General features: G+C 69.6%; 22 protein-coding genes. 15 read left to right on the plus strand and 7 right to left on the minus strand.

What is annotated here, in order from left to right:
- Positions 1 to 88 precede the first annotated feature (88 nt).
- The 5 genes from K8940_RS18040 to K8940_RS18060 all read left to right on the plus strand — a co-directional run bounded on the left by K8940_RS18040 (position 89) and on the right by K8940_RS18060 (position 2,613).
- Positions 89 to 397: an autorepressor SdpR family transcription factor gene (locus tag K8940_RS18040; protein WP_223391443.1), complete on the plus strand. Its 309-nt coding sequence runs from the start codon at positions 89 to 91 to the stop codon at positions 395 to 397.
- Positions 394 to 1,029 (plus strand): hypothetical protein, encoded by a 636-nt coding sequence (locus K8940_RS18045; RefSeq protein WP_223391444.1) that lies wholly within the window; start codon positions 394 to 396, stop codon positions 1,027 to 1,029. Before K8940_RS18040 ends, K8940_RS18045 begins: the two co-directional genes overlap by 4 nt.
- 116 nt (positions 1,030 to 1,145) lie before the next feature.
- Positions 1,146 to 1,487: an ArsR/SmtB family transcription factor gene (locus K8940_RS18050; protein WP_223391445.1), complete on the plus strand. Its 342-nt coding sequence runs from the start codon at positions 1,146 to 1,148 to the stop codon at positions 1,485 to 1,487.
- A complete protein-coding gene (locus tag K8940_RS18055) occupies positions 1,484 to 1,942 on the plus strand; it encodes an SRPBCC domain-containing protein (RefSeq protein ID WP_223391446.1) in 459 nt (152 codons plus the stop codon). The genes K8940_RS18050 and K8940_RS18055 overlap by 4 nt, the downstream gene beginning before the upstream one ends.
- Entirely contained in the window at positions 1,939 to 2,613 is a 675-nt protein-coding gene (locus K8940_RS18060; protein ID WP_223391447.1) for a glutathione S-transferase family protein, read from the plus strand. Before K8940_RS18055 ends, K8940_RS18060 begins: the two co-directional genes overlap by 4 nt.
- Here K8940_RS18060 and K8940_RS18065 read toward each other — a convergent pair.
- Both K8940_RS18065 and K8940_RS18070 read right to left on the minus strand, forming a co-directional pair.
- On the minus strand, positions 2,573 to 3,763 hold the full coding sequence (locus K8940_RS18065) for a patatin-like phospholipase family protein (protein ID WP_223391448.1): 1,191 nt from the start codon (positions 3,761 to 3,763) through the stop codon (positions 2,573 to 2,575). The genes K8940_RS18060 and K8940_RS18065 overlap by 41 nt on opposite strands.
- 111 nt (positions 3,764 to 3,874) lie before the next feature.
- Entirely contained in the window at positions 3,875 to 4,084 is a 210-nt protein-coding gene (locus K8940_RS18070; RefSeq protein WP_223391449.1) for a cold-shock protein, read from the minus strand.
- Positions 4,085 to 4,366: 282 nt separating this feature from the next.
- Between K8940_RS18070 and K8940_RS18075 the strand changes: the two genes are divergently transcribed.
- Both K8940_RS18075 and K8940_RS18080 read left to right on the plus strand, forming a co-directional pair.
- Positions 4,367 to 4,576 (plus strand): hypothetical protein, encoded by a 210-nt coding sequence (locus K8940_RS18075; protein WP_223391450.1) that lies wholly within the window; start codon positions 4,367 to 4,369, stop codon positions 4,574 to 4,576.
- A 42-nt stretch (positions 4,577 to 4,618) separates the two neighbouring features.
- On the plus strand, positions 4,619 to 4,783 hold the full coding sequence (locus K8940_RS18080) for a hypothetical protein (protein ID WP_223391451.1): 165 nt from the start codon (positions 4,619 to 4,621) through the stop codon (positions 4,781 to 4,783).
- Between the two features lie 3 nt (positions 4,784 to 4,786).
- Here the strand turns inward: K8940_RS18080 and K8940_RS18085 are convergent, their stop codons facing one another.
- Positions 4,787 to 6,568 (minus strand): SLC13 family permease, encoded by a 1,782-nt coding sequence (locus K8940_RS18085; RefSeq protein ID WP_223391452.1) that lies wholly within the window; start codon positions 6,566 to 6,568, stop codon positions 4,787 to 4,789.
- Positions 6,569 to 6,797: 229 nt separating this feature from the next.
- The gene (gene pgsA / locus K8940_RS18095; RefSeq protein WP_223391453.1) at positions 6,798 to 7,415 is read right to left on the minus strand and encodes a CDP-diacylglycerol--glycerol-3-phosphate 3-phosphatidyltransferase; all 618 of its coding nucleotides are present in this window, start codon (positions 7,413 to 7,415) and stop codon (positions 6,798 to 6,800) included.
- Positions 7,416 to 7,587: 172 nt separating this feature from the next.
- Between pgsA and K8940_RS18100 the strand changes: the two genes are divergently transcribed.
- Genes K8940_RS18100 through K8940_RS18115 form a run of 4 tightly spaced genes read left to right on the plus strand, consistent with a single transcriptional unit; the run spans position 7,588 to position 10,865 of the window.
- Entirely contained in the window at positions 7,588 to 9,273 is a 1,686-nt protein-coding gene (locus K8940_RS18100) for a sensor histidine kinase (RefSeq protein ID WP_223391454.1), read from the plus strand.
- A 10-nt stretch (positions 9,274 to 9,283) separates the two neighbouring features.
- Positions 9,284 to 10,192, plus strand: a complete 909-nt coding sequence (locus tag K8940_RS18105; protein WP_223391455.1) for a kinase — start codon at positions 9,284 to 9,286, stop codon at positions 10,190 to 10,192.
- Complete coding sequence (locus K8940_RS18110) at positions 10,192 to 10,392, plus strand: hypothetical protein (protein ID WP_223391456.1); 201 nt, start codon at positions 10,192 to 10,194, stop codon at positions 10,390 to 10,392. The genes K8940_RS18105 and K8940_RS18110 overlap by 1 nt, the downstream gene beginning before the upstream one ends.
- A gap of 32 nt (positions 10,393 to 10,424) precedes the next feature.
- A complete protein-coding gene (locus tag K8940_RS18115) occupies positions 10,425 to 10,865 on the plus strand; it encodes a hypothetical protein (protein ID WP_223391457.1) in 441 nt (146 codons plus the stop codon).
- 61 nt (positions 10,866 to 10,926) lie between these two features.
- Here K8940_RS18115 and K8940_RS18120 read toward each other — a convergent pair whose 3' ends face one another.
- Positions 10,927 to 12,081 carry a vWA domain-containing protein gene (locus K8940_RS18120; RefSeq protein ID WP_223391458.1) on the minus strand — a complete coding sequence of 385 codons (1,155 nt, stop codon included), beginning with the start codon at positions 12,079 to 12,081 and terminating at the stop codon, positions 10,927 to 10,929.
- Positions 12,082 to 12,240: 159 nt separating this feature from the next.
- Here K8940_RS18120 and K8940_RS18125 point away from each other — a divergent pair, with 159 nt between their 5' ends.
- Positions 12,241 to 13,335, plus strand: coding sequence for an HPP family protein (locus K8940_RS18125; protein WP_223391459.1), 1,095 nt, complete (start codon positions 12,241 to 12,243; stop codon positions 13,333 to 13,335).
- A gap of 77 nt (positions 13,336 to 13,412) precedes the next feature.
- On the opposite strand, the gene K8940_RS18130 is transcribed toward K8940_RS18125, so the two are convergent.
- Positions 13,413 to 15,623: a methyl-accepting chemotaxis protein gene (locus K8940_RS18130; protein ID WP_223391460.1), complete on the minus strand. Its 2,211-nt coding sequence runs from the start codon at positions 15,621 to 15,623 to the stop codon at positions 13,413 to 13,415.
- Between the two features lie 110 nt (positions 15,624 to 15,733).
- Here K8940_RS18130 and K8940_RS18135 point away from each other — a divergent pair, with 110 nt between their 5' ends.
- Both K8940_RS18135 and K8940_RS18140 read left to right on the plus strand, forming a co-directional pair.
- Entirely contained in the window at positions 15,734 to 16,396 is a 663-nt protein-coding gene (locus K8940_RS18135; protein ID WP_223391461.1) for a glutathione S-transferase family protein, read from the plus strand.
- A gap of 101 nt (positions 16,397 to 16,497) precedes the next feature.
- The gene (locus K8940_RS18140) at positions 16,498 to 16,926 is read left to right on the plus strand and encodes a VOC family protein (RefSeq protein ID WP_223391462.1); all 429 of its coding nucleotides are present in this window, start codon (positions 16,498 to 16,500) and stop codon (positions 16,924 to 16,926) included.
- A 56-nt stretch (positions 16,927 to 16,982) separates the two neighbouring features.
- On the opposite strand, the gene K8940_RS18145 is transcribed toward K8940_RS18140, so the two are convergent.
- A complete protein-coding gene (locus K8940_RS18145) occupies positions 16,983 to 17,942 on the minus strand; it encodes an alpha/beta hydrolase (protein ID WP_223391463.1) in 960 nt (319 codons plus the stop codon).
- A gap of 271 nt (positions 17,943 to 18,213) precedes the next feature.
- Here K8940_RS18145 and K8940_RS18150 point away from each other — a divergent pair, with 271 nt between their 5' ends.
- Positions 18,214 to 19,200 (plus strand): glycoside hydrolase family 43 protein, encoded by a 987-nt coding sequence (locus K8940_RS18150; RefSeq protein WP_223391464.1) that lies wholly within the window; start codon positions 18,214 to 18,216, stop codon positions 19,198 to 19,200.
- The last annotated feature ends 21 nt before the right edge of the window (positions 19,201 to 19,221 follow it).

The raw sequence follows: 19,221 nt of genomic DNA on the forward strand, positions 1-19,221 counted from the left end.
CGAACGCGGTTCGCCTCCGGGAGGACATCGGCAATGCCATGAAGAAAGGGGCTGGACTCTTATTTCGATGTTTAGCTAAATTTCAAATATGAGCACCGTCTTCAAGGCCCTGTCCGATCCGACGCGGCGTCGCGTCCTGCAGTTGCTGCGGGAACGTCCAATGACCGCCGGCGAGCTGGCCAACCAGTTTTCCAGTTCCAAGGCGACGATGTCGGCCCACTTCGCCGCCCTGCGCGAGGCCGGCCTGATCTTCGCCAACAAACAGGGGACGACCATCACCTACACGCTGCGGCTGTCGGTGTTGGAAGACGCGTTGCTGGGCTTCGCCGAGTCCCTCGGGATCGGCCTTCAGATCCAGGGCGATCCTGCCCTGCGCAGCGAGGAGGGTTCGAAATGAAGGACAAGACCAAGATGGTGATGCTGCTCGCCGTCGGCGAAATGACACTGGTCGCCCTGGGGTCCCTGGCCTGGAAGCATCCTCAGCTTGCGCTGCTGACCGCGTTCGACGGTTCGCGAGAGTGGCGGCGACTGTTCGGCCAAGTGGCGGTGATCGCCTTCTGTCCGATCTGGCTGGCGGCGGGCTGGCTGGTTGCTCAGCGCCGCCTAGCCACGATGATTCCGCGTCCGACGCAGGACTACCGACGCTGGATCGAGGCCAGCCTGATCGCGTCGGGCCTGGCGCTGCTGGTCATGCAGGCCTGGGTAGCCCGCAACTTCATCGCCGAGGAGAATCTGGGTCGTGAAGCCCTGCTGCGAGCCATCACCCTGTTCCTGGGCGCGGTGACGACGGCGCAGGGCAACTTCCTGGCCAAGGTCGAACCGCCCGTCGGCGAGGGCGCGCCGGCTCCGGGCGTCTGGACGCGCGTCGCGCTGCGCATGGGCTGGGCCATGGCCGTGACCGGGCTGGGCATCATGATCGGCGCCCTGGTGCTGGACATGCCCGCCCTGTTCTTCGTGCCCCTGACGGCATTCCTGGCGCTGATCGCCAACGCCGTGCTCAGCCGCCGGGCGCTGCGCCCGCAGGGCTGAAGCGCCTCGCAGGATCCGACATCGCTAGAGCCGGAGGGACCCCCCTCCGGCTTTTCGTTTGACCGGGCCATATTCTTAATTTAACAAAATCATTAAATAACAGATGCGTTAAATAGATGACCGATCCCCTCTCCTCCACCTTCCAGGCCCTGGCCGACCCGACCCGGCGGGCGATCCTGGCGCGGCTCGCCAGCGGCGAGGCCACGGTCAACGAACTGGCCGAGCCGTTCGACATCAGCCTGCCGGCCGTCTCGCGCCACCTGAAGGTGCTGGAGGGCGCGGGCCTGATCAGCCGCTCGCGCGAGGCGCAGGCGCGGCCCTGCAAGCTGGAGCCGGAGGCCCTGAAGAAGGCCTACGGCTGGATCGACCACTATCGCCGCTTCTGGGACGCCAGCTTCGACCGCATGGCCGACTACCTGGCCGAGCTGCAGGCCGCCGAAAAGGATTCCGAGGCATGACCGACACGGTAGTGATCCAGGACGACGAGCTCCTGATCGAGCGCATCTTCGACGCCCCGCGCGAGCTGGTGTTCCGCGTCTGGACCAAGCCCGAGCACCTGATGAGGTGGTGGGGGCCCAAGACCTTCGAGCCGATCGGCGTCGAGCAGGATTTCCGCGTCGGCGGGACCTATCGCTACGGCATGAAGAGCGCCGAGGGCCGCGAGGTGTGGAAGTCGGGCGTCTATCAGGAGATCGTCCCGAACGAGCGCATCGTCATGACGTTCAAGTGGGAGGACGGCGCCTGGGGCGTCGACAACCTGGTCACGGTCACCTTCCTGACGATGGCCAGCGGCCGCACCCTGTTCCGCTTCCACCAGGCGCCGTTCAAGACCGTCGAGGCCCGCGACTCCCATGTCGGCGGCTGGACCAGCCTGCTCGACAAGCTCGCCGCCTATCTGGAGACCGTCCAATGAACGCGCCCACCGGCCCCCTCGTCTCCGCCTATGCCTGGGTCCCCGAGGTCGCGCGAGGCCGCGTCCGCGACCTGCGGGTGCGCTGGGCCCTGGAGGAAGCCGGCCTGGCCTATGACGCCGAGCTGATCCGCCTGGACGACAAGACCGCCTACCGCGCCAAGCAGCCGTTCGGCCAGGTGCCGGCCTATGTCGATGACGAGGTCGAGATGTTCGAGAGCGGCGCGATCGTGCTGCACATCGCCGAGCTGTCCGAGGCGCTGATGCCGCGCGACACGGCCGGCCGGGCGCGGGTCCAGACCTGGATGTTCTGCGCCCTGAACACCCTGGAGATCCCGATCGCCATGCTGGCCGAACTCAACATCTTCTGCGCCGGCCAGGCCTGGACCGAGGGGCACCGTCCGCGCGTCGAGGGCTGGGTCCGCCAGCGGCTGGGCGAGCTGGCCGCGCGCCTGGGCGACAACGCCTATCTGGACGGCGCGGCCTTCACGGCCGGCGACCTCCTGATGGCCGACGTGCTGCGCATGGTTCCCGAGGCGATGCTGGCCGAGACGCCGGCGCTGGAAGCCTATCTGGCGCGCTGCACCGCGCGGCCGACCTTCCAGAAGGCGCTGGCCGCGCAGATGGCCGACTTCACGGGCGCGCCGCCGGCGGGCTGGACGGGACCGCGATAGGCGGCTTGGCGTCCTCGGGGGTCGCGGGCGTGGTCCAGGCGGTCCCCGCCTCGGCCCGCTGGCGGCCCAGCTCGAACAGGAGCTGGCGGTTGGCGGCGCTGAAGTCGAGGCCCGAGGTGTCCCCCGCCGCGTCGTCGGGAATGGCCGAATAGACGAGGCTGCCGCCGTTGCGCCGGGCGAAAGCGGCGCTGGCGGTCAGGTGGGTGCGCATCAGGGCCTTGCTCATGGTCAGCCACGAGCGTCCCATCACCGACAGGGTGCCGCCCTTGGTGAAGCCGAAGGCCCCGCCGACCTTGCCGTTGACGAGCACGGTAATCCGGCCCGGCCGCGCCTCGCCGCCCTTGGGCGCGGTCCACAGCAGCAGGGACTCCGGGGCCACGAAGAACGGGGTCGTCACCCCGCCGTCGACATGCATCTCCGATAGCCGCCGGCCGCTGCCCTCGACCTCGATCAGGGTCGGCGGGAAGACGCCGGGGATGCTGGCCGAGGCCACCAGCACGTCGCGGAACAGCTTCAGGGACGCCTCGTCGCCTCGGGCGGCGATCGCGCCCATGTCCCAGATCACCGTCTCCTCGGTGTCGAGATTGGTGGTGGCGATCAAGAGGCGCCGGCCGCGGGCGTGTTCGGCGGCGATGGCCCACAGCATCGGCGGATCGACATATTTGCCGACCAGCGTCCGCAGCGCCTTGGTGTCGTAGAAGCCGGGCCGGAACAGCAGGTCCAAGCCGCGCCGCTCAAGGATCCGGTCGGCCGCCTTGCTGGTGTAGGCCTCGGTCAGGCGGCGGTCCCAGTCGGGACCCAGGAAGGCGAACGGCGCGGTCAGGGCGCCGGTCGAGACGCCGGTGACGATGTCGAACTCGGGGCGATGGCCGGTCTTGGTCCAGCCGACCAGGACGCCCGCTCCGTACGCCCCATTCGAGCCGCCGCCCGAGATGGCCAGGACGTCGAAGGTCTTCTGGCCCACGCGGCGGGTGCGGGCGGCCTCGGCGAAGCGGATGCCGGCGCCCGCGTCGCTGGCGTTGAAGCGGACGTCGCTGAGGCCCCGCGGAGCCTCGCCGGCCAGATCGCTGGCCGTGAACGGGTCACGCGGCAGCGAGCCGCAGGCGGCCAGCAGCAGGACGGACATCAACGCGGCGAGCAACCGGGCCATGGCCCATGGGAAAGCCGGGTGGGCGTTCGGCGTCAAGAGGCCTTCCGAAACGAAAATAGGCCAGCGCGAGCGCTGGCCTATCTCAGAGAACCTGACGGTCCGCTAGGGTCGTTAGACAGCTTGCAGCTGGCCGGCCGAGGTCTTGCCGCTGCGGCGGTCGACTTCCGGCTCGTACGAGATCTTCTGACCTTCGTTCAGCGAGCCGAGGCCCGCGCGCTCGACGGCCGAGATGTGGACGAAGATGTCCGAGCCGCCGTTGTCCGGCTGAATGAAGCCGAAACCCTTGACGCTGTTGAACCACTTCACGGTGCCAGTAGCCATGGCGAGTATCCTTGTAGGCATGATGTTCGTCGTCCGAAAACGTCCCGGCTGACGATCAAATTTCGTTGGAAGTTCGGAAGGCGCGTCCGGCGCTCCACCACGGGAGCAAGGAATAGCAGGCCGAGCGGCAGCGAATTCGATGCCGCATAAGTCGACATTTCAACTTGAAAGGCAAGAAAAATAATTTCCGGTCTACTTGGGAGGGATTCCGCACCCCGCCCGCCGTTTCGAGCGTTGCCTTATCGGACGAAACTCTTCGTCCGATGACGACCGGAATTCGGCATGACCTTGATCGAGAAAATTCCCACGCTCAGCGACACGGAACTGAAGCTGCTGCTGTCCAACGCCCGCCGGCTGGACATCACCGGCACGCCCGCCCAGCGCCGCGAGGTGGCCAGCGTGATCACCCCTCTAGAGCGCGAGGCGTCCCGCCGCCGCGCGGCCGTGACGAAAAGGCCGGTGAACGTGAAATCGATCTTGCGGGAGTCGTAATTGCAATTCATTCTCAGAAACATCATCGCGAAGGAGACGACGATGGTTCTGCGGATGACGGGCGTCAGCCTGCTGGCCTCGATGATGCGGGTCGGCCGCGAGGACGAGGACCGCCCCCCGGCCGATCCGGCCTGGCTGCTGGACGGCGCGACCGAGCCCGAAATGGCCGAGGCGCTGGAACGGCTGGCGGCGAACGACGCGTCTTGAGATCTACCGCGCGAACGGCCAGATCCAGGCGATCAGCCATGGCGCGACCAGCAGGATCATCGCGCTGAGCGGCGCGCCCAGACGGGCGTAGTCGCCGAACCGGTAGCCGCCGGGGCCCAGCACCAGGGTGTTGCACTGGTGGCCCACCGGGGTCAGGAAGTCGCAGCCCGCCCCGACCGCCACGGCCATCAGGAATGGATCGGGTGACAGGCCCAGACGCTGGGCCAGGCCCATGCCGATCGGGGCGGCGATCAGCACGGTCGCCGCGTTGTTCAGGAAGGGCGTGGCGGCCATGGCCACCGCCATCATCGCCGTCAGGGTGGCGATCGGCGGCAGGCCGTGGAATGCGCCCGACAACCAGCCGGCGATCAGGTCCGCGCCGCCGGTCTTCTGGATGGTGTCGCTGACCGGGATCAGGGCCGCGACCAGCACCAGGACCGGCGCCTCCAGCGCCGCATAGGCCTCGCGCATCCGCAGCGCGCCGCTGGCCACCACCAGCACCGCCGCCCCGAAGAAGCCCGCCGCCACCGGGATCACCCCCGTGGCCACCAGGGCCATGGCCGCGACGAGGATAGCCGTGGGCAGCACCGCATGACGCACCCCGCCCAGGCGCACCTCGCGCTCGGCCAGCGGCAGCAGGCCCAGCGCCTGCAGCGCGCCCGGCAGCGACTGCTCGGCGCCCTGCAGCACGATGAGGTCGCCGGCTTTGAGGCGGATGGTGGCCAGACGCCCGGCCATCCGATGGCCGCTGCGGCTCACGCCCAGCAGGTTGACGCCGTGGGTGTCGCTCAGGGTCACGCCGCGGGCCGACTTGCCGATCAGGTCGGATTCGCCGCCGATCACCGCCTCGACCACCCGGACCTCCTCGGTCGGCTTGTTCATGACCAGGGGACGGTCGGCGTCGCGAAGCTTCAGCTTCGCCGCGACGATCAGCTGGTTCAGCTCCTGCTGTTCGCCCTCCAGCAGCAGGACGTCGCCGGGCTGGATCTTGAGGTTGGCGTGCGGGGCCTCGATCCGCTCGCGGCCCCGCAGGATGGCGACGACCGAGACCGCGCCGCTGGTGGCCTTCTTCAGCGCCCCCACGCGCCCCTCTTCGAAGCTCCACTCCTCGGGGACCTCGACCTCGGTGACATAGGCCTGGGCGGCCAGGGCGGCGTCGATATCGATCGCCGCCCGGCGCTCACGCGGCAGGAGACGGTAGGCGAAGGTCAGATAGATCACCGCGATCACGGTCAGGAGGCCGCCGACCGGGAAGAAGTCGAACATGCGGAACGGCTGGCCCAGGGTCTCCTGGCGCACCTCCGAGACGATGATGTTGGGCGAGGTGCCGACCAGCACCGCCAGGCCGCCGACCAGCGAGCCGAAAGCCATCGGCATCAGCAGGCGGCCGGGCGAGACGCCCGTGCGCCGCGCCAGTTGCAGGGCGCTGGGCAGCATCAGGGCCAGGGCCCCGACGTTCTTGGTGGCCATCGACAGAACCGCCGTGGTTCCGGCCAGGACCGGGACCTGCGTGCGCTCGTCCTTCAGCCTCGGCAGCAGCGGGGCCATCAGCAGGTCGACGACGCCCGACCGGGCCACGGCGGCCGAGAGCACCAGGGCGCTGGCGATGATGATGACGATGTCGTTGGCGAAGCCCTCGAAGGCCGCCTTCACCGGGATCAGGCCCATGGCCATACCGGCCGCCAGGGCGACCAGCGCGATCACGTCGTAGCGCCAACGCCCCCAGATGAACGCGACGATGGTCGCCGCGATCAGGGCGAAGGCGAGGCCTTGATGAAGCGTCACGTGATCAAATCCCCCCGAAGCTGTGCTTGGGAGGAACGGACGGGACGAGCGGATGGTTCAGCGCGAGGTCACAATCCCTCCTCCCCATTAGGGGGAGGTGGATCGCCGCGAATACGCGGCGAGACGGAGGGGGTCCGCGAAGCGGTTCTGAGGTTCAGCGCCTCAAAGCCCCCTCCACCGCCGTTCGGCGGTCCCCCTCCCCCAAAGGGGAGAGGAGAGAGGGTTCGGTTTACCCCAGCGCCTTGCGCGCGGCTTCCCAGTACTGGGCGCCGGTGATCAGGGTCACCAGGGTAGCGAGCCACAGCAGGCCGTGGGCGGCGACCGTGAAGCCACCGATCAGGCCGGGCTCCGGCGACAGGCCGAAGGCGGCCCAGGACGCCAGGACCAGCTCGGCGCCGATGGCGACCAGCTGCAGGGTCGTCTTCCACTTGGCCAGCAGGGTCACCGGCAGCTTGACGCCCTTGCCCGCCCCGACCTCGCGCAGGGCGCTGACGGTGAATTCGCGGAACAGGATCAGGCCGGCCGGCAGCACGACCATGGCGTTGGGGCCCAGGGCCATCAGGCCCAGCAGCGCGCCGCAGACCAGGATCTTGTCGCCGATCGGGTCCAGGATCGCGCCCCAGATGCTGACCGCGTCCAGCTTGCGCGCCAGCCAGCCGTCGAAGAAGTCGGTCACCGAGGCGACGACGAAGGCGTAGAACGCCCAACGCTCCAGCCGCAGCTGGCTTTCGGCGGTCAGCTGGTCGCTGACCCACGGCACCGCGCCGGCGGCGGCCGCCAGAGCGACGAACATGAACAGCGCCATCACCAGGCGCGAAGCGGTCAGGATGTTGGGCAGGTTCTTCATGGCCGTCTCATAACGCACAAAGCCCCGCCAGGGATACGGCCCAGCTACATAACAGACACCGTTCGGCTCCCGAACTGAAACGGCGGATTTTTGGGACGCCGGACGCGACTCGCTTCGCTATACAAGCTCAGAGGGCGATGCGGCGCTCTCGTCGCAGCGGGCGCGCCTGCGCATGGATGGCTCCGGAGGCGCGAACCTCGAAGGAGAGGATTACGGCCCGCGACGCCGCGTCGGCTCCGTGCGCGGCCGCCTCGTCCTCCTGACCGTCAGCCTGCTGGTCCCGGCCCTGCTGTCGATGGGCCTGCTGCTGGCCAGCGCCGATCGCGAGTCGCGCGGACAGCTCTACCAGCAGCTGGTCACCACCGCCCGGGCCCTGTCGGGCGCCGTCGACCGCCAGGCCGCCGTCGGCATCTCGGTCGCCGAGACCCTGGCCACCGACCAGGCCCTGCTCAACGGCGACTGGGCCGACTTCCACGCCCGCGCCCAGCGCGTGGCCCAGAAGCGGCCGGGCTGGATCGTCGTGTCCGACGTCGACGGCCAGCAGATTCTCAACACCCTCAAGCCCTACGGCGCGCCCCTGCCCCGGTCGACGCGCGCCAACGAGCTGACCACCGCCCTGCTGGCCGGCCGCAGCAAGATCTCGGACCTGCGCCAGGGCAAGGTCGCCGGCAGGCCGGTGATCACGGTCGCCACCCCGATCATGGTCAAGGGCAAGCCCTACATCCTGGCCTATGTGGTGGAGGCGACCTCGTTCACCTCGGTGTTCCGCCAGCAGCGAGTGCCCGACAACTGGGTGGCCACCCTGCTGGACAACAATCGCCGGGTCATCGCCCGCTCGCGCCTCAACGAGAAATTCACCGGCGCCCTGGCCTCCAAGGACATGGAGGAGAACCTGCGCCACTCCACCGAGGGCGTGAACAAGAGCCAGTCCCTGGAAGGCGTGCCGACGATGGTCGCCTACACGCGCTCGCCCCAGACCGGTTGGACCCTGGTGGTGGCCATCCCGCGCCAGGACCTGGCCAGCGCGGTCAATCGCTCGGTGGCCCTGGGCGGCGGGATCTTCCTGGTGCTGCTGGGCCTGGGGATCGCCCTGTCCCTGGTCTATTCGCGCCGCATCAACGACGAGATGCGCCAGCTGGTCCTGGACGCCCAGGCCATCGGCCGCCGCGAGAGCCTGCCGCCGGCCCCCACCGGCAGCCTGGAGGAGATCGCCGCCGTCCACGCCGCCCTGCGCTCGGCCTCGCGCGAGCTGAAGGCCCGCGAGGAACGCCAGGGGGTGATGATTAACGAGCTGAACCACCGGGTGAAGAACACCCTGGCCACCGTCCAGGCCCTGGCGCGCCAGACCTTCGCCAAGGTGGACGGCGCGCCGCTGGAGGTGTTCACCGACCGGCTGATCGCCCTGTCGGCCGCCCACGACCTCCTGACCCGCAGCGGCTGGCGCGAGGCCGACATGGGCGCGCTGGTCGCCGCCAGCGTCGGCGCCCATGCCGAGCGCGTCGACCGGGCGGGGCCCGAGATCGCCCTGGCCCCGCACACGGCGGTGGGGCTGTCGATGGTGTTCCACGAGCTGGCCACCAACAGCGCCAAGTACGGGGCCCTGTCGGCGACCGGCGGCCGGGTCGAGATCACCTGGCGGCTGGATCCGGTGACCGACGTCCTGGCCTTCTCCTGGCGCGACGTCGGCGGCCCGCCGGTGACGCCGCCCGCCCAGCCCGGCTTCGGCACCCGCCTGATCGAGGGCTCCATCCGCCGCGAGCAGAAGGGCCAGGCCCGCTTCGACTTCCGGCCCGACGGCCTGGTCTTCGAGGCCAGTCTGCCGCTGCCCGAGCAGGCGCGCTGGAGCAACGCGTTCTGATGGCCAGGCCATGACCAGCGAGAGCGCCCTGGTCTCGGCCTTCGTCCGCGACGAGCGCCTGCCGCCCAGCTTCGCCGACCTGGCGGCGCGCCTGCACCGGCCGCTGGCCCGCCGCCTGGCCTTCTGGGCCGAGGAGCGCGAGGGCGGCCCGCTGACGGTCGGGCTATGCGGCCCCCAGGGCTCGGGCAAGTCGACCCTGACCAGCCTGCTGGCCTGGCTGCTGGAGGCGCGCGGTCTGAAGGTCGCGACTCTGTCGATCGACGACCTCTACCTGCCCCGCGCCGCGCGCGAGCGGCTGGCCCGCGCGGTCCATCCGCTGCTGCGCACGCGCGGCGTCCCCGGCACCCACGACCCGGTCCTGGGCCTGGCGACGCTGGACGGCCTGGCCAGTCCGGGTCCCACCGCCCTGCCCCGTTTCGACAAGGCCGCCGACGATCGCGTCCCCGTCGCCGACTGGCCGGTCTTCGAGGGTCCAGCCGACATCGTGCTGCTGGAAGGCTGGTGCGTGGGGGCCCATCCCCAGCCGTCCGAGGCCCTGGCGGCGCCGGTCAACGCGCTGGAACGCGACGAGGACCCTGACGGAACCTGGCGCGGCTTCGCCAACGCCGCCCTGGCCGGTCCCTACAGCGCCCTGTTCGCGCGCCTGGACCGCCTGGCGCTGATCACCGCCCCGGACTTCGCCGTCGTCCGCGCCTGGCGCGGCGAGCAGGAGGACAAGCTGCGCGCGCGCCTCGCCGATCTGGGCCGCGATCCCGGCCAGACGATGGATGGCCCCGCCCTCGACCGCTTCGTCGCCCACTACGAGCGCCTGACCCGCTGGATCGCCCAGGACCTGCCCGCCGCCGCCGACGTGGTCATCCGGCTGGACGCCGAGCGCCGACCGACGGAGAGTCTGACATCCCCTCGAGGAGACCCGTAATGTGGCTGACCCCACGCCGAGCGGAAGGCGTCCGCATACTGGCCCTGGCGGTCGTCTTCGTTGTCGCCCTGGCCCTCGCCATCACCTTCAGCGTTCCCGGGTGGTCGTCGGTGCTGGCGCCGGACATGAGACTGCTCAATGTCATCGTCGGCGGGATCGTCGTGTCCCTGCTCGTCAGCGGGATCAGCAAGCTTCGCTAGAAATGGCGAACAACGTTCCCTAAATGGCGGGCATGACCGCCTATACGAACGAAGCCATCGCCGCCCTCGCCGAACGCCTGCTGGACCGGACCCTGCCCAAGGACCAGTGGACCCACGCCGCCCACCTGACGGCCACCCTGCGCCTGGTCCGCGTCCGCGACGCGGGACTGGAGCGCGACCTGCCGAACATCATCCGCGCCTACAACGTCGCGGTCGGCGGGGTGAACGACGACCACGGCGGCTATCACGAGACCATCACCCAGGCCTATCTGGCCGGCATCCGCGCCTTCGCCGCCGGCCTGGCCCCGGAAACGCCCGACGCCGAGGCCGCCGCCGCCCTGCTGGCCACGCCGATGGGCGACAAGGCCTGGCCCCTGACCCACTGGTCGCGCGAGCGCCTGTTCTCGGTCGAGGCCCGGCGGGGCTGGGTGGATCCAGACCTGAAGGCCCTGGCGCATCCGCCTGGGGCGTGAGGAAACGCGACCGCGATGGGCGCGCGCCGGTCGTTTCGGCCTTGCTCGATGAGGCGAACGCTCAGCGGGCCGCGTCCGCCGCTGAATCGATGCGCCGTTTCGCCCCCGCCTCCGCGGCGGTAAGTCTGGCCCGATAGGCCTCAAGCCTCGCCCGCAGCGCGTCGTGGCGCGCCTTCAACAAGGCCTTGGCGTCCTCCCGGAAGGATACGGGGCGGCCGGCCACTTCGCGATCCGTGAGGTCGATGGACATGGCCGTGTCCTCGTCAGTGGCGAGAATTGAGACGCAGGTCTCGGCGTCGGTGATGGCGATGCTGGTCGCCACATTGTTGTCGGTCGTGGCGATGCTGGTCGCGACCTCGTTGTCCGTCCGTCGGATCGATTCCCGCACTTCCGCCGTGAATCGCTCGAGCTCCGCCGCGTTGGACAGGTTGACGAACCCGCCGCCGCCCGCGCGCGCGACCGCGGTCAGTTTCGCAGCCTCGCCCGACGGCAGGTTGAAGCCGATGACGTTGACGATCGCCCGCGTGCGGCCGCTGTTGATCCGACGGGCGACGGCCACGGGATCGCCGCCGCACGTCTCTTCCCCGTCCGACACGACATAGATGACCTGCTCTCCGGGCGTGGCGGAGGCGGCCAGCAGCGCTTCGGCCCGATCGAGTCCGGCGGCCAGCGGCGTCCATCCGACCGCGCGGACCTGCCCCAGCGCCGCGCGGAGTGGCCCCTGATCCGCCGACATCGGCGCGAGCACGTCGATGGCGGAACAGGATTTCGCCTTGCCGGCCTGGCTATTGTCGCCCTGCTGGCCAAAGACCAGCAGAGACGTCTGCACCGACGCGGGCAGTCCGTCGACGAAGCCGAGCGCCGCCTCCCGCGCCAGCTCGAGCTTGGTCCGCCCGCCCATGCGTCCGGCCATCGAACCGGACCCGTCGATCATCACGATCACGCGGGTCGGCGGAACCCGCGGGGCGATGTCGCCGACAGGACCCTTCAGCGCCGGCTGCTTAAGCGCCACATCCTCTTTGAAGCACGTGTCCGGATCCTTCTTCGTGAACTGGGCGACATAGGCCCGAGCCTCCGCCGAACCTCTCGGGACTTTTCCCCCCGCTTTGGCCTGGTCGCGGTCCGCGGCGCTCTGACCGCCCGAGGGGCCTCCGCAGCCGATCAGCGTAAGGGCCAGCGCACAGGTCACGAGACTACGAACTGGAACGGCCTTCATTTCCGCGTCCTCTCGGGCAGAGTGAGACGCCGAGCGTAGCAGACCAGCACGGATTGGCTCGACATTACCTGCCGAGGCAGCCCGGCCCCGGCATTTCTTGAACCGGCTGTACAAAAAACCGAAAGACCAGGCCGCGCGGTCGGTCTAAGAGCGCCGGCCATGATCGCGCGTCTCCACACCCTCGTCCGGGGCAAGAGCCCTATCCGGCCGATCGACGCCCTGCGCGGCGGCGCGGGGGCGCTGCTGGGCCTGCTGTTCGCTGGTCTGCTGGGGCGTTTCGCCGTGGGCGGCGCCGATTGGCTGCACCCGCTGCTGGTCGCGCCGATCGGGGCGTCGGCGGTGCTGGTGTTCGCCGTGCCGGCCAGTCCGCTGGCCCAGCCACGTTCGGTGCTGGGCGGCAACATCGTCTCCGCCCTGGTCGGGATCACCGTGGCCATGCTGGTCCCCCAGACCCTGGTCGCTGCGCCCCTGGCCGTGGGGGCCGCGATCGCGACGATGATGCTGCTGGGCTGCCTGCACCCGCCGGGCGGGGCCGTGGCCCTGATCTGCGTGATCGGCGGGCCCAAGGTGGCCGAGGCCGGCTACCTGTTCGCGTTCAATCCGGTGGCGGTCGACTCCCTGCTGCTGACCGGCGCGGGGATGATCTGGGGCCGGCTCACCGGCCACTCCTATCCGCACCGCCCGCCCGTCGCCCCGGCCAGCCCGCACGGCACCAAGGATCCCGCCCCGGCCGCCCGGATCGGCTACAGCACCACCGACCTGGATGTGGCCCTGGCCCGCTACGGCGAGCTGCTGGACGTCAGCCGCGAGGACCTGGACGCCCTGTTCCGCGAGGTCGAACTGTCGGCCGCCCAGCGCCTGCACAGCCAGATCCGCTGCGGCGACGTGATGTCCCGCGACGTCATCAGCCTGCACCACGACCAGTCGGCCGAAAGCGCTCTTGCGTACATGCGCGAGCACGACCTGCGCGCCGCCCCGGTGGTCGACGCCGAGAACCGGGTGATCGGCATGGCCCGCCGCGCCGAGCTGCAGACCAATCGCCGGCGCAAGGTCGAGGCGGCGCTGGACCCGTTCGTCCACAAGGTCATGGAAGGCACGCCCGTCGCGGCCCTGCTGCCGATCCTGTCCAGCGGCCACACCCACGAGGCCATGGTGGTCGACGGCGAGCGACGGCTGATCGGGGTGATCACCCAGACGGACCTGATCGCGGTGCTCTACCGGGCGCACATCGTCGAAAGCGTGGTGGGGAGCTAATTCCGCGCGCCACTCACTCTCTCGCTCGCTCCTTCAATTTGCCTTCCTAGGCACAAGGCCTAGGAAGGCAAGAATGGTTATGCAGCGCGGCGAGCAGCAGCGCCCCGTCCCAGCCGGAAGCGGCCGACCAGGTCCATCAGCCGCGCGCCCTGGCCGGCCAGGGCCTGGTCGGCGACGCGGGCGTTCTCGACCATGGCCAGGTTCGCTTGCGTGAAGCGCTCAATCTCGGCGACCTCGCCGTTGACGGCCGAGAGGTCCTGGGCCTGTTCGCGGACCGACGAGGCGATGCGGGTGGCGGCCGCGTCGATGCCGGCCATGCGGCCGGCGACGCCGTGCAGGGCCGCGCCGGTGCGCTCGACCTGGGCCACGCCCGCCTCGACGCGGACGTTCGATTCGCCGATCAGGGTCTTGATCTGCCGGGCCGAGTCCGCCGAGCGCTGGGCCAGGGCCCGGACTTCCTGGGCGACCACCGCGAAGCCGCGACCGGCCTCGCCCGCCCGGGCCGCCTCGACCCCGGCGTTCAAGGCCAGCAGGTTGGTCTGGAAGGCGATCTCGTCGATCAGGCCGACGATGTCGCCGATCTGGCGCGAAGAGGCGTCGATCTCGCCCATGGTGCGGGCGGACTCGCTGACCAGCGACCCGCCTTCGTCGGCCTCGGTGCGCGCTGAAGCGACCAGGCGACGGGTCTCGTCGGCCCCGCCGGCGACCTCGCCCATGGCGCCGGTGACGGCGTTCAGCGAGCCTGCGGCGCGCTCCAGGCCCTGGGCCTGGCGCTCTGTGCGACGGGCCAGCTCGGTGGACGATTGCGAGAGGGTGTCGCTGGCCGCGCCGATCGCGTCGGCGGCCTCGGCGATCTCGCCGATCGCCTGGTCCAGGCTCTCGACGGCGCGGTTGAAGTCTGCGCGCAGCGGCTCGTAGACCGGCGCGAACGGACCGGCGATGCGGCGGGAAAGGTCGCCCTCGGCCACGGCGGCCAGGGCCTCGCCCACCTGGCGGACCACGGCGGTCTGCTCGTCGATCGACAGGGTCAGGGCGGCGGCGCGGTCGCGGTCGGCGTCGGCGGCCTGGCGCAGGGCGTCCTGCTGGTCGCGCAGGGCCTGGGCTCGCTCCAGCTCGGCGCGCAGGGTCTCCAGCGAGCGGGCGATCGAACCGATCTCGTCGGCGCGCTCCAGCTCGGCCACCGGCTGGTCGTAGCGGTGCTCGGCCATCACCCGTACGGTGTCGCGCAGGGTCAGCAGCGGCTTGGCGATCAGCTTGCGCGAGGTCGCGGCCAGCACGCCCAGGGCGGCCAGCAGCAGCACCAGGCCGCCGATGGCCAGGCCCAGGGCCAGCTGCCGCGCGGGGGCCAGCAGGGCCTCCTCGGTGACGTCGACCACCACCGCCCAGGTCGCGCCCGAGGCCAGCCGCACCGGGGCCACCAGGCGCTCGGCGCGCTTGTCGCCGATCTTGACGCCCGCGATCACGGTCGGCCCGCCGCCGGCGATCACGGCCTTGATCTGGTCCAGGCCCGGATCGGCATAGGCCTTCATGCGCAGCGCCGCCTCGGGGTGCGAGACCCACAGGCCGCCGGGCGAGACCAGCATGGCGCGGCCGCCGTCGAAGGGCTTCAGGGCGTTGAGGCGACCGGCGATGTCGTCCAGCGCCAGGTCGGCGCCCATGACCCCCACGGTCTTGCCGCCCGCGATCACCGGGTAGGTGATCGAGGTCATCAGCACGTACTTGGTCTGGCCGCCGTCGGTGATGTTGTCGCGATAGGGCTCCAGGATCGCCGGCTTGCCGCTGTCGAAACTGGTCTTGAAGAAGTCCTCGCCGAACTCGTTGTCCTCGCCCTGCTCGGCGGTCAGGGTGTCGCCGTTGCGCACCCAGTAGCCGATGAAGCGCCCCTGGGCCGTCGAGCCCAGGTCGGCGCGGCCGGCGACGGCGGCGTCGTCGCCCAGCGCGCCGGGCGCGAACATCAGCCAGCCGCCCAGCATGGTCTTGGACGCGGCCGAGATCGGCTTCAGCTGGGCCAGGTACTGGGCGCGGTCGCGCTGGCCGGCCTCGTAGGACGCGGCGAACAGGCCGGCCGAAGCCCGAACGACGGCGTCGGCGTCGTCCAGGTCGTTCTTGATCTCCTGGCCGGTCTGGGCGGTCACGGTGGCGGCGTAGCGCTCGGCCAGGCCGCGCATTGCCTTGCCGCTCTGCCAGGTGATCAGCAGCGATCCCGCGATCAGCAGCGCGCCAAGCGCGGCGCCGCCCGCCGTCATCAGCTTTCCAGCCAACGACAACCGCTTGAACGCTCCGATCATTCCAGTCCCCCGACTCGACTCAAAGGAGAAGGAAGCTTGGTAAACCTTGCAGAACGTTGAACGAGTGATCATCGTTCACGCAACAAGACGTACATGACGGGGAGCGTCCGATGATCGTAGTCCACCACCTGAACAACTCGCGCAGCCAGCGGGTGCTGTGGCTGCTGGAGGAGTTGGGTCTCCCCTACGAGATCAAGCGCTACGAGCGCGACGCCAAGACCATGCTGGCCCCGCCCGAGCTGAAGGCCATCCACCCGCTCGGCAAGTCGCCGGTGATCACCGACGGCGACAAGGTCATCGCCGAGACCGGGGCGATCGTGGAGTACATCCTGGAAAACTACGGCGACGGCCGGCTGATCCCGGCGGCGGGCACGCCCGAGCGCCTGCGCCATACCTACTGGCTGCACTACGCCGAGGGCTCGGCCATGACGCCGCTGCTGCTGAAGCTGGTCTTCACCGCCCTGCCCGCCCGCGCGCCCGGGCTGATGAAGGGCCTGGTCAAGTCGATCGCCGGCAAGGCCCAGGCCAGCTTCGTCGACCCGCAGCTGAAAGCCCATGTCGACTACTGGGAGGCCGAGCTTTCCAAGTCCGAATGGTTCGCCGGAAGCGAGATGACCGGGGCCGACATCATGATGAGCTTCCCGCTGGAGGCCGGCGCCGCGCGGGGCGGGGCCTCGACCCGTCCGCATGTGAAGGCGTTCCTGGCCAAGATCCACGCCCGCCCCGCCTACCAGCGCGCCCTCGAGCGCGGCGGGCCATACGCCTATGCATGAGGGCGCCTACGCCCGAGGGTGACTGCTGACAGGTCCCGGCGCCCTGGCGTGAAACCGTCGCGGACATCGGTTACCGTCAGGGAAACCCGAGGAGGAACGCAATGAAGATCGTCACCAGCCTCTCGTTCAAGGGCGAGTGCCGCCAGGCCTTCGACTTCTACGCCCAGGTGCTGGGCGGCAAGGTCACCGCCGCCTTCCCGTTCGGCGAGGGCCCGCCCGGCGGCCCGCCGATGGATCCCCAGTACAAGGACTGGCTGATGCACGCCTGGCTGGACGTCGGCGACCAGTCGATCATGGGCGCGGACATGCCGCCCGAGTTCGCCCCCAACATCGACAAGCCCAAGAACGGCTTCGACGTCACCTACCACACCGACGACCCGGCCGAGGCCCGCCGGGTGTTCGACGCCCTGTCCGAAGGCGGCAAGGTCGGCATGCCCTTCGCCGAGACCTTCTGGTCCCCGGGCTATGGCAGCCTGACCGACAAGTTCGGCATCCCGTGGATGATCAACACCACGCCCAAACAGGGGTGAGGACATAGACGGCGGAGGCCCGCCGCGAGCGCGCCTCCGCCGTCATCCGGAGCGGTCTACGACTTGGCCTTCAGCAAGCCGTGCATGCCGAGCCAGCGCACATAGGCGTCGAACCAGCCGGTGCTGGTCGTGGGCTTCTGGTACATGCCGAACCCATGCCCGCCTTGCTCGTAGAGGTGAAACTCGACCGGACGCTTGGCGGACCGCCAGCTGTCGATCAGCCCCACGCCGCTGTTGGCGAAGAATGGATCGTCGGCGGCCAGGGCGACGAACATCGGCGGGGCGTCGGCCGGGGCGACCACGGGCGAAAGCGGCCCATAGATCAGGCCGATGAAGGCGGGCTTGGCGTCTTCCCCCGCCAGGGTCGTCGCCAGGGTCAGCATCGCGCCGGCGGAGAAGCCCACCATGCCGATGCGATCGGGATCGATCCGCCACTCCGCCGCCCGCTGGCGAACGAGCGCGAACGCCGCGCGCGAGTCGGCGATCTGAGGCGCCAGACCCGCGATCGCCGCCCGCGGATCGGGTCGCGGCCTTTGCGCGGTGGCCGAGAACATCTCGCTCATCGAACGCTCGAAGCCGGGCATGTCCGGCGGCGTCTGGTTCAGCCGGTATTTGAGCACGAAGGCGGCCACACCCTTGTCGGCCAGCGCGCGGGCGACATCCCAGCCCTCGTTTTCCATCGACAGGGTGCGAAACCCGCCGCCCGGGGCGACGATGACCGCCGCCCCCGTCGCCTTGGCCGGATCGGGCAGGAAGGGCGTCAAGGTCGCGACGGTGACATTGCGGGCGAAGACGCTGTTGTACTGCCGATGCCAGGATTCCGGCGAGGTCGCGCCCGGCAGGGTCCCCGTGCCCAGCACGATCGCGTTCTGCTGCGCGGGAACGGGAATGGGCGTCATCTTGCTGTCTTGAGCCTCGGCCGCGGGGCCCAGCGCCAGGGCGAGAACCCAGGCTCCCAGCGCGGCGACGAGCGGCCGCGCCCGACGACCCGGTCGCGCCAAACGGTGATCTTTCATGGACTTTCCTCCCTTGTGTTTTTTTGGATGCGCCACGCCGGGCATGACGCTCGCGCCAAGAGGCGTTTCGCGGCTCACGAGCGGCGCAGCTCATGTCCGACAAATGGTAGCGCTAACATATCAACGCGCGCAATGGGTCATTGAAAGCTCCTTCACACGGTATTCCGGGCCGAAGCGGCGCTCCAATACCGACCTTCGGACAATTGACGACAAAATTTGTCTGAGTAATTCTGGCGCGGGGAACGCAAGGATCATGACAATGGGATTGAGGTTGGCGACGCTTGCGCTGGTCGCGGCGCTATCGGTCGGCTCGTCGTCCGCGGCGAGCGACGGAAAGGGCGCCGAACCGGGCTCGAACCCACTCTTTCGGGACAGGTTCACCGCCGACCCCGCGCCTCTGGTCGTCGGCGATCGCCTGTTTCTCTACGTCGGCCACGACGAGGCCCAGCGCGACGAGATGTTCAACATGCGCGAGTGGCTGGTCTACTCGACGACGGACATGAAGACGTGGACGTCGTATCCGCCGATCATGAAGGCCACGGACTTCAAGTGGGCCAAGAAGGACGCCTGGGCGTCGCAGGCGATCCAGAAGAACGGCAAGTTCTACTTCTACGCCGCCGTCGAACACGACAGCGCCCATCCGGGCAAGGCGATCGGCGTGGCGGTCTCGGACAAGCCCACCGGTCCGTTCGTCGATGCGCGCGGGTCCGCCCTGATCACCAACGAAATGACGCCCAAGGGGACCCACAGCTGGGAAGACATCGATCCCACGGTGTTCACCGACGACGACGGGACCACGTGGATCGCCTGGGGCAATCGCCAAGCCTATATCGCCAAGCTCAAGCCGAACATGATCGAGATCGACGGTCCGATCACCGAGATCACCCCGCCGCATTTCGAGGAAGGGCCGTGGCTGCACAAGCGCGGCGGCCTGTACTACCTGACCTACGCCTCGCTCGACCGATCGACGCAGCGCGACGAGCACGTGTCCTACGCGACGGCGCCCTCCATCACCGGCCCCTGGACCTATCGCGGCCTGCTCACCGGATCGGGCAAGTACAGCTTCACGATCCATCCCGGCATCGTCGAGTTCAAGGGCGCCTGGTACATCTTCCTGCACAACGCGGACCTGGCGATCGGTGACCAGAGCGGCGCGATCGGACGCCGGGCCGTGACGGTCGAGCGCCTCCACTACAATGCCGACGGGACGCTTCGGCCCGTGGTCCAGACGCGAGCCGGGGTCACCGCGCCGCCCTGATCCCCCCTGCGACCAACCGTC

The sequence above is a fragment of the Caulobacter segnis genome (genome assembly GCF_019931575.1).
GTDB lineage: Bacteria > Pseudomonadota > Alphaproteobacteria > Caulobacterales > Caulobacteraceae > Caulobacter > Caulobacter segnis_C.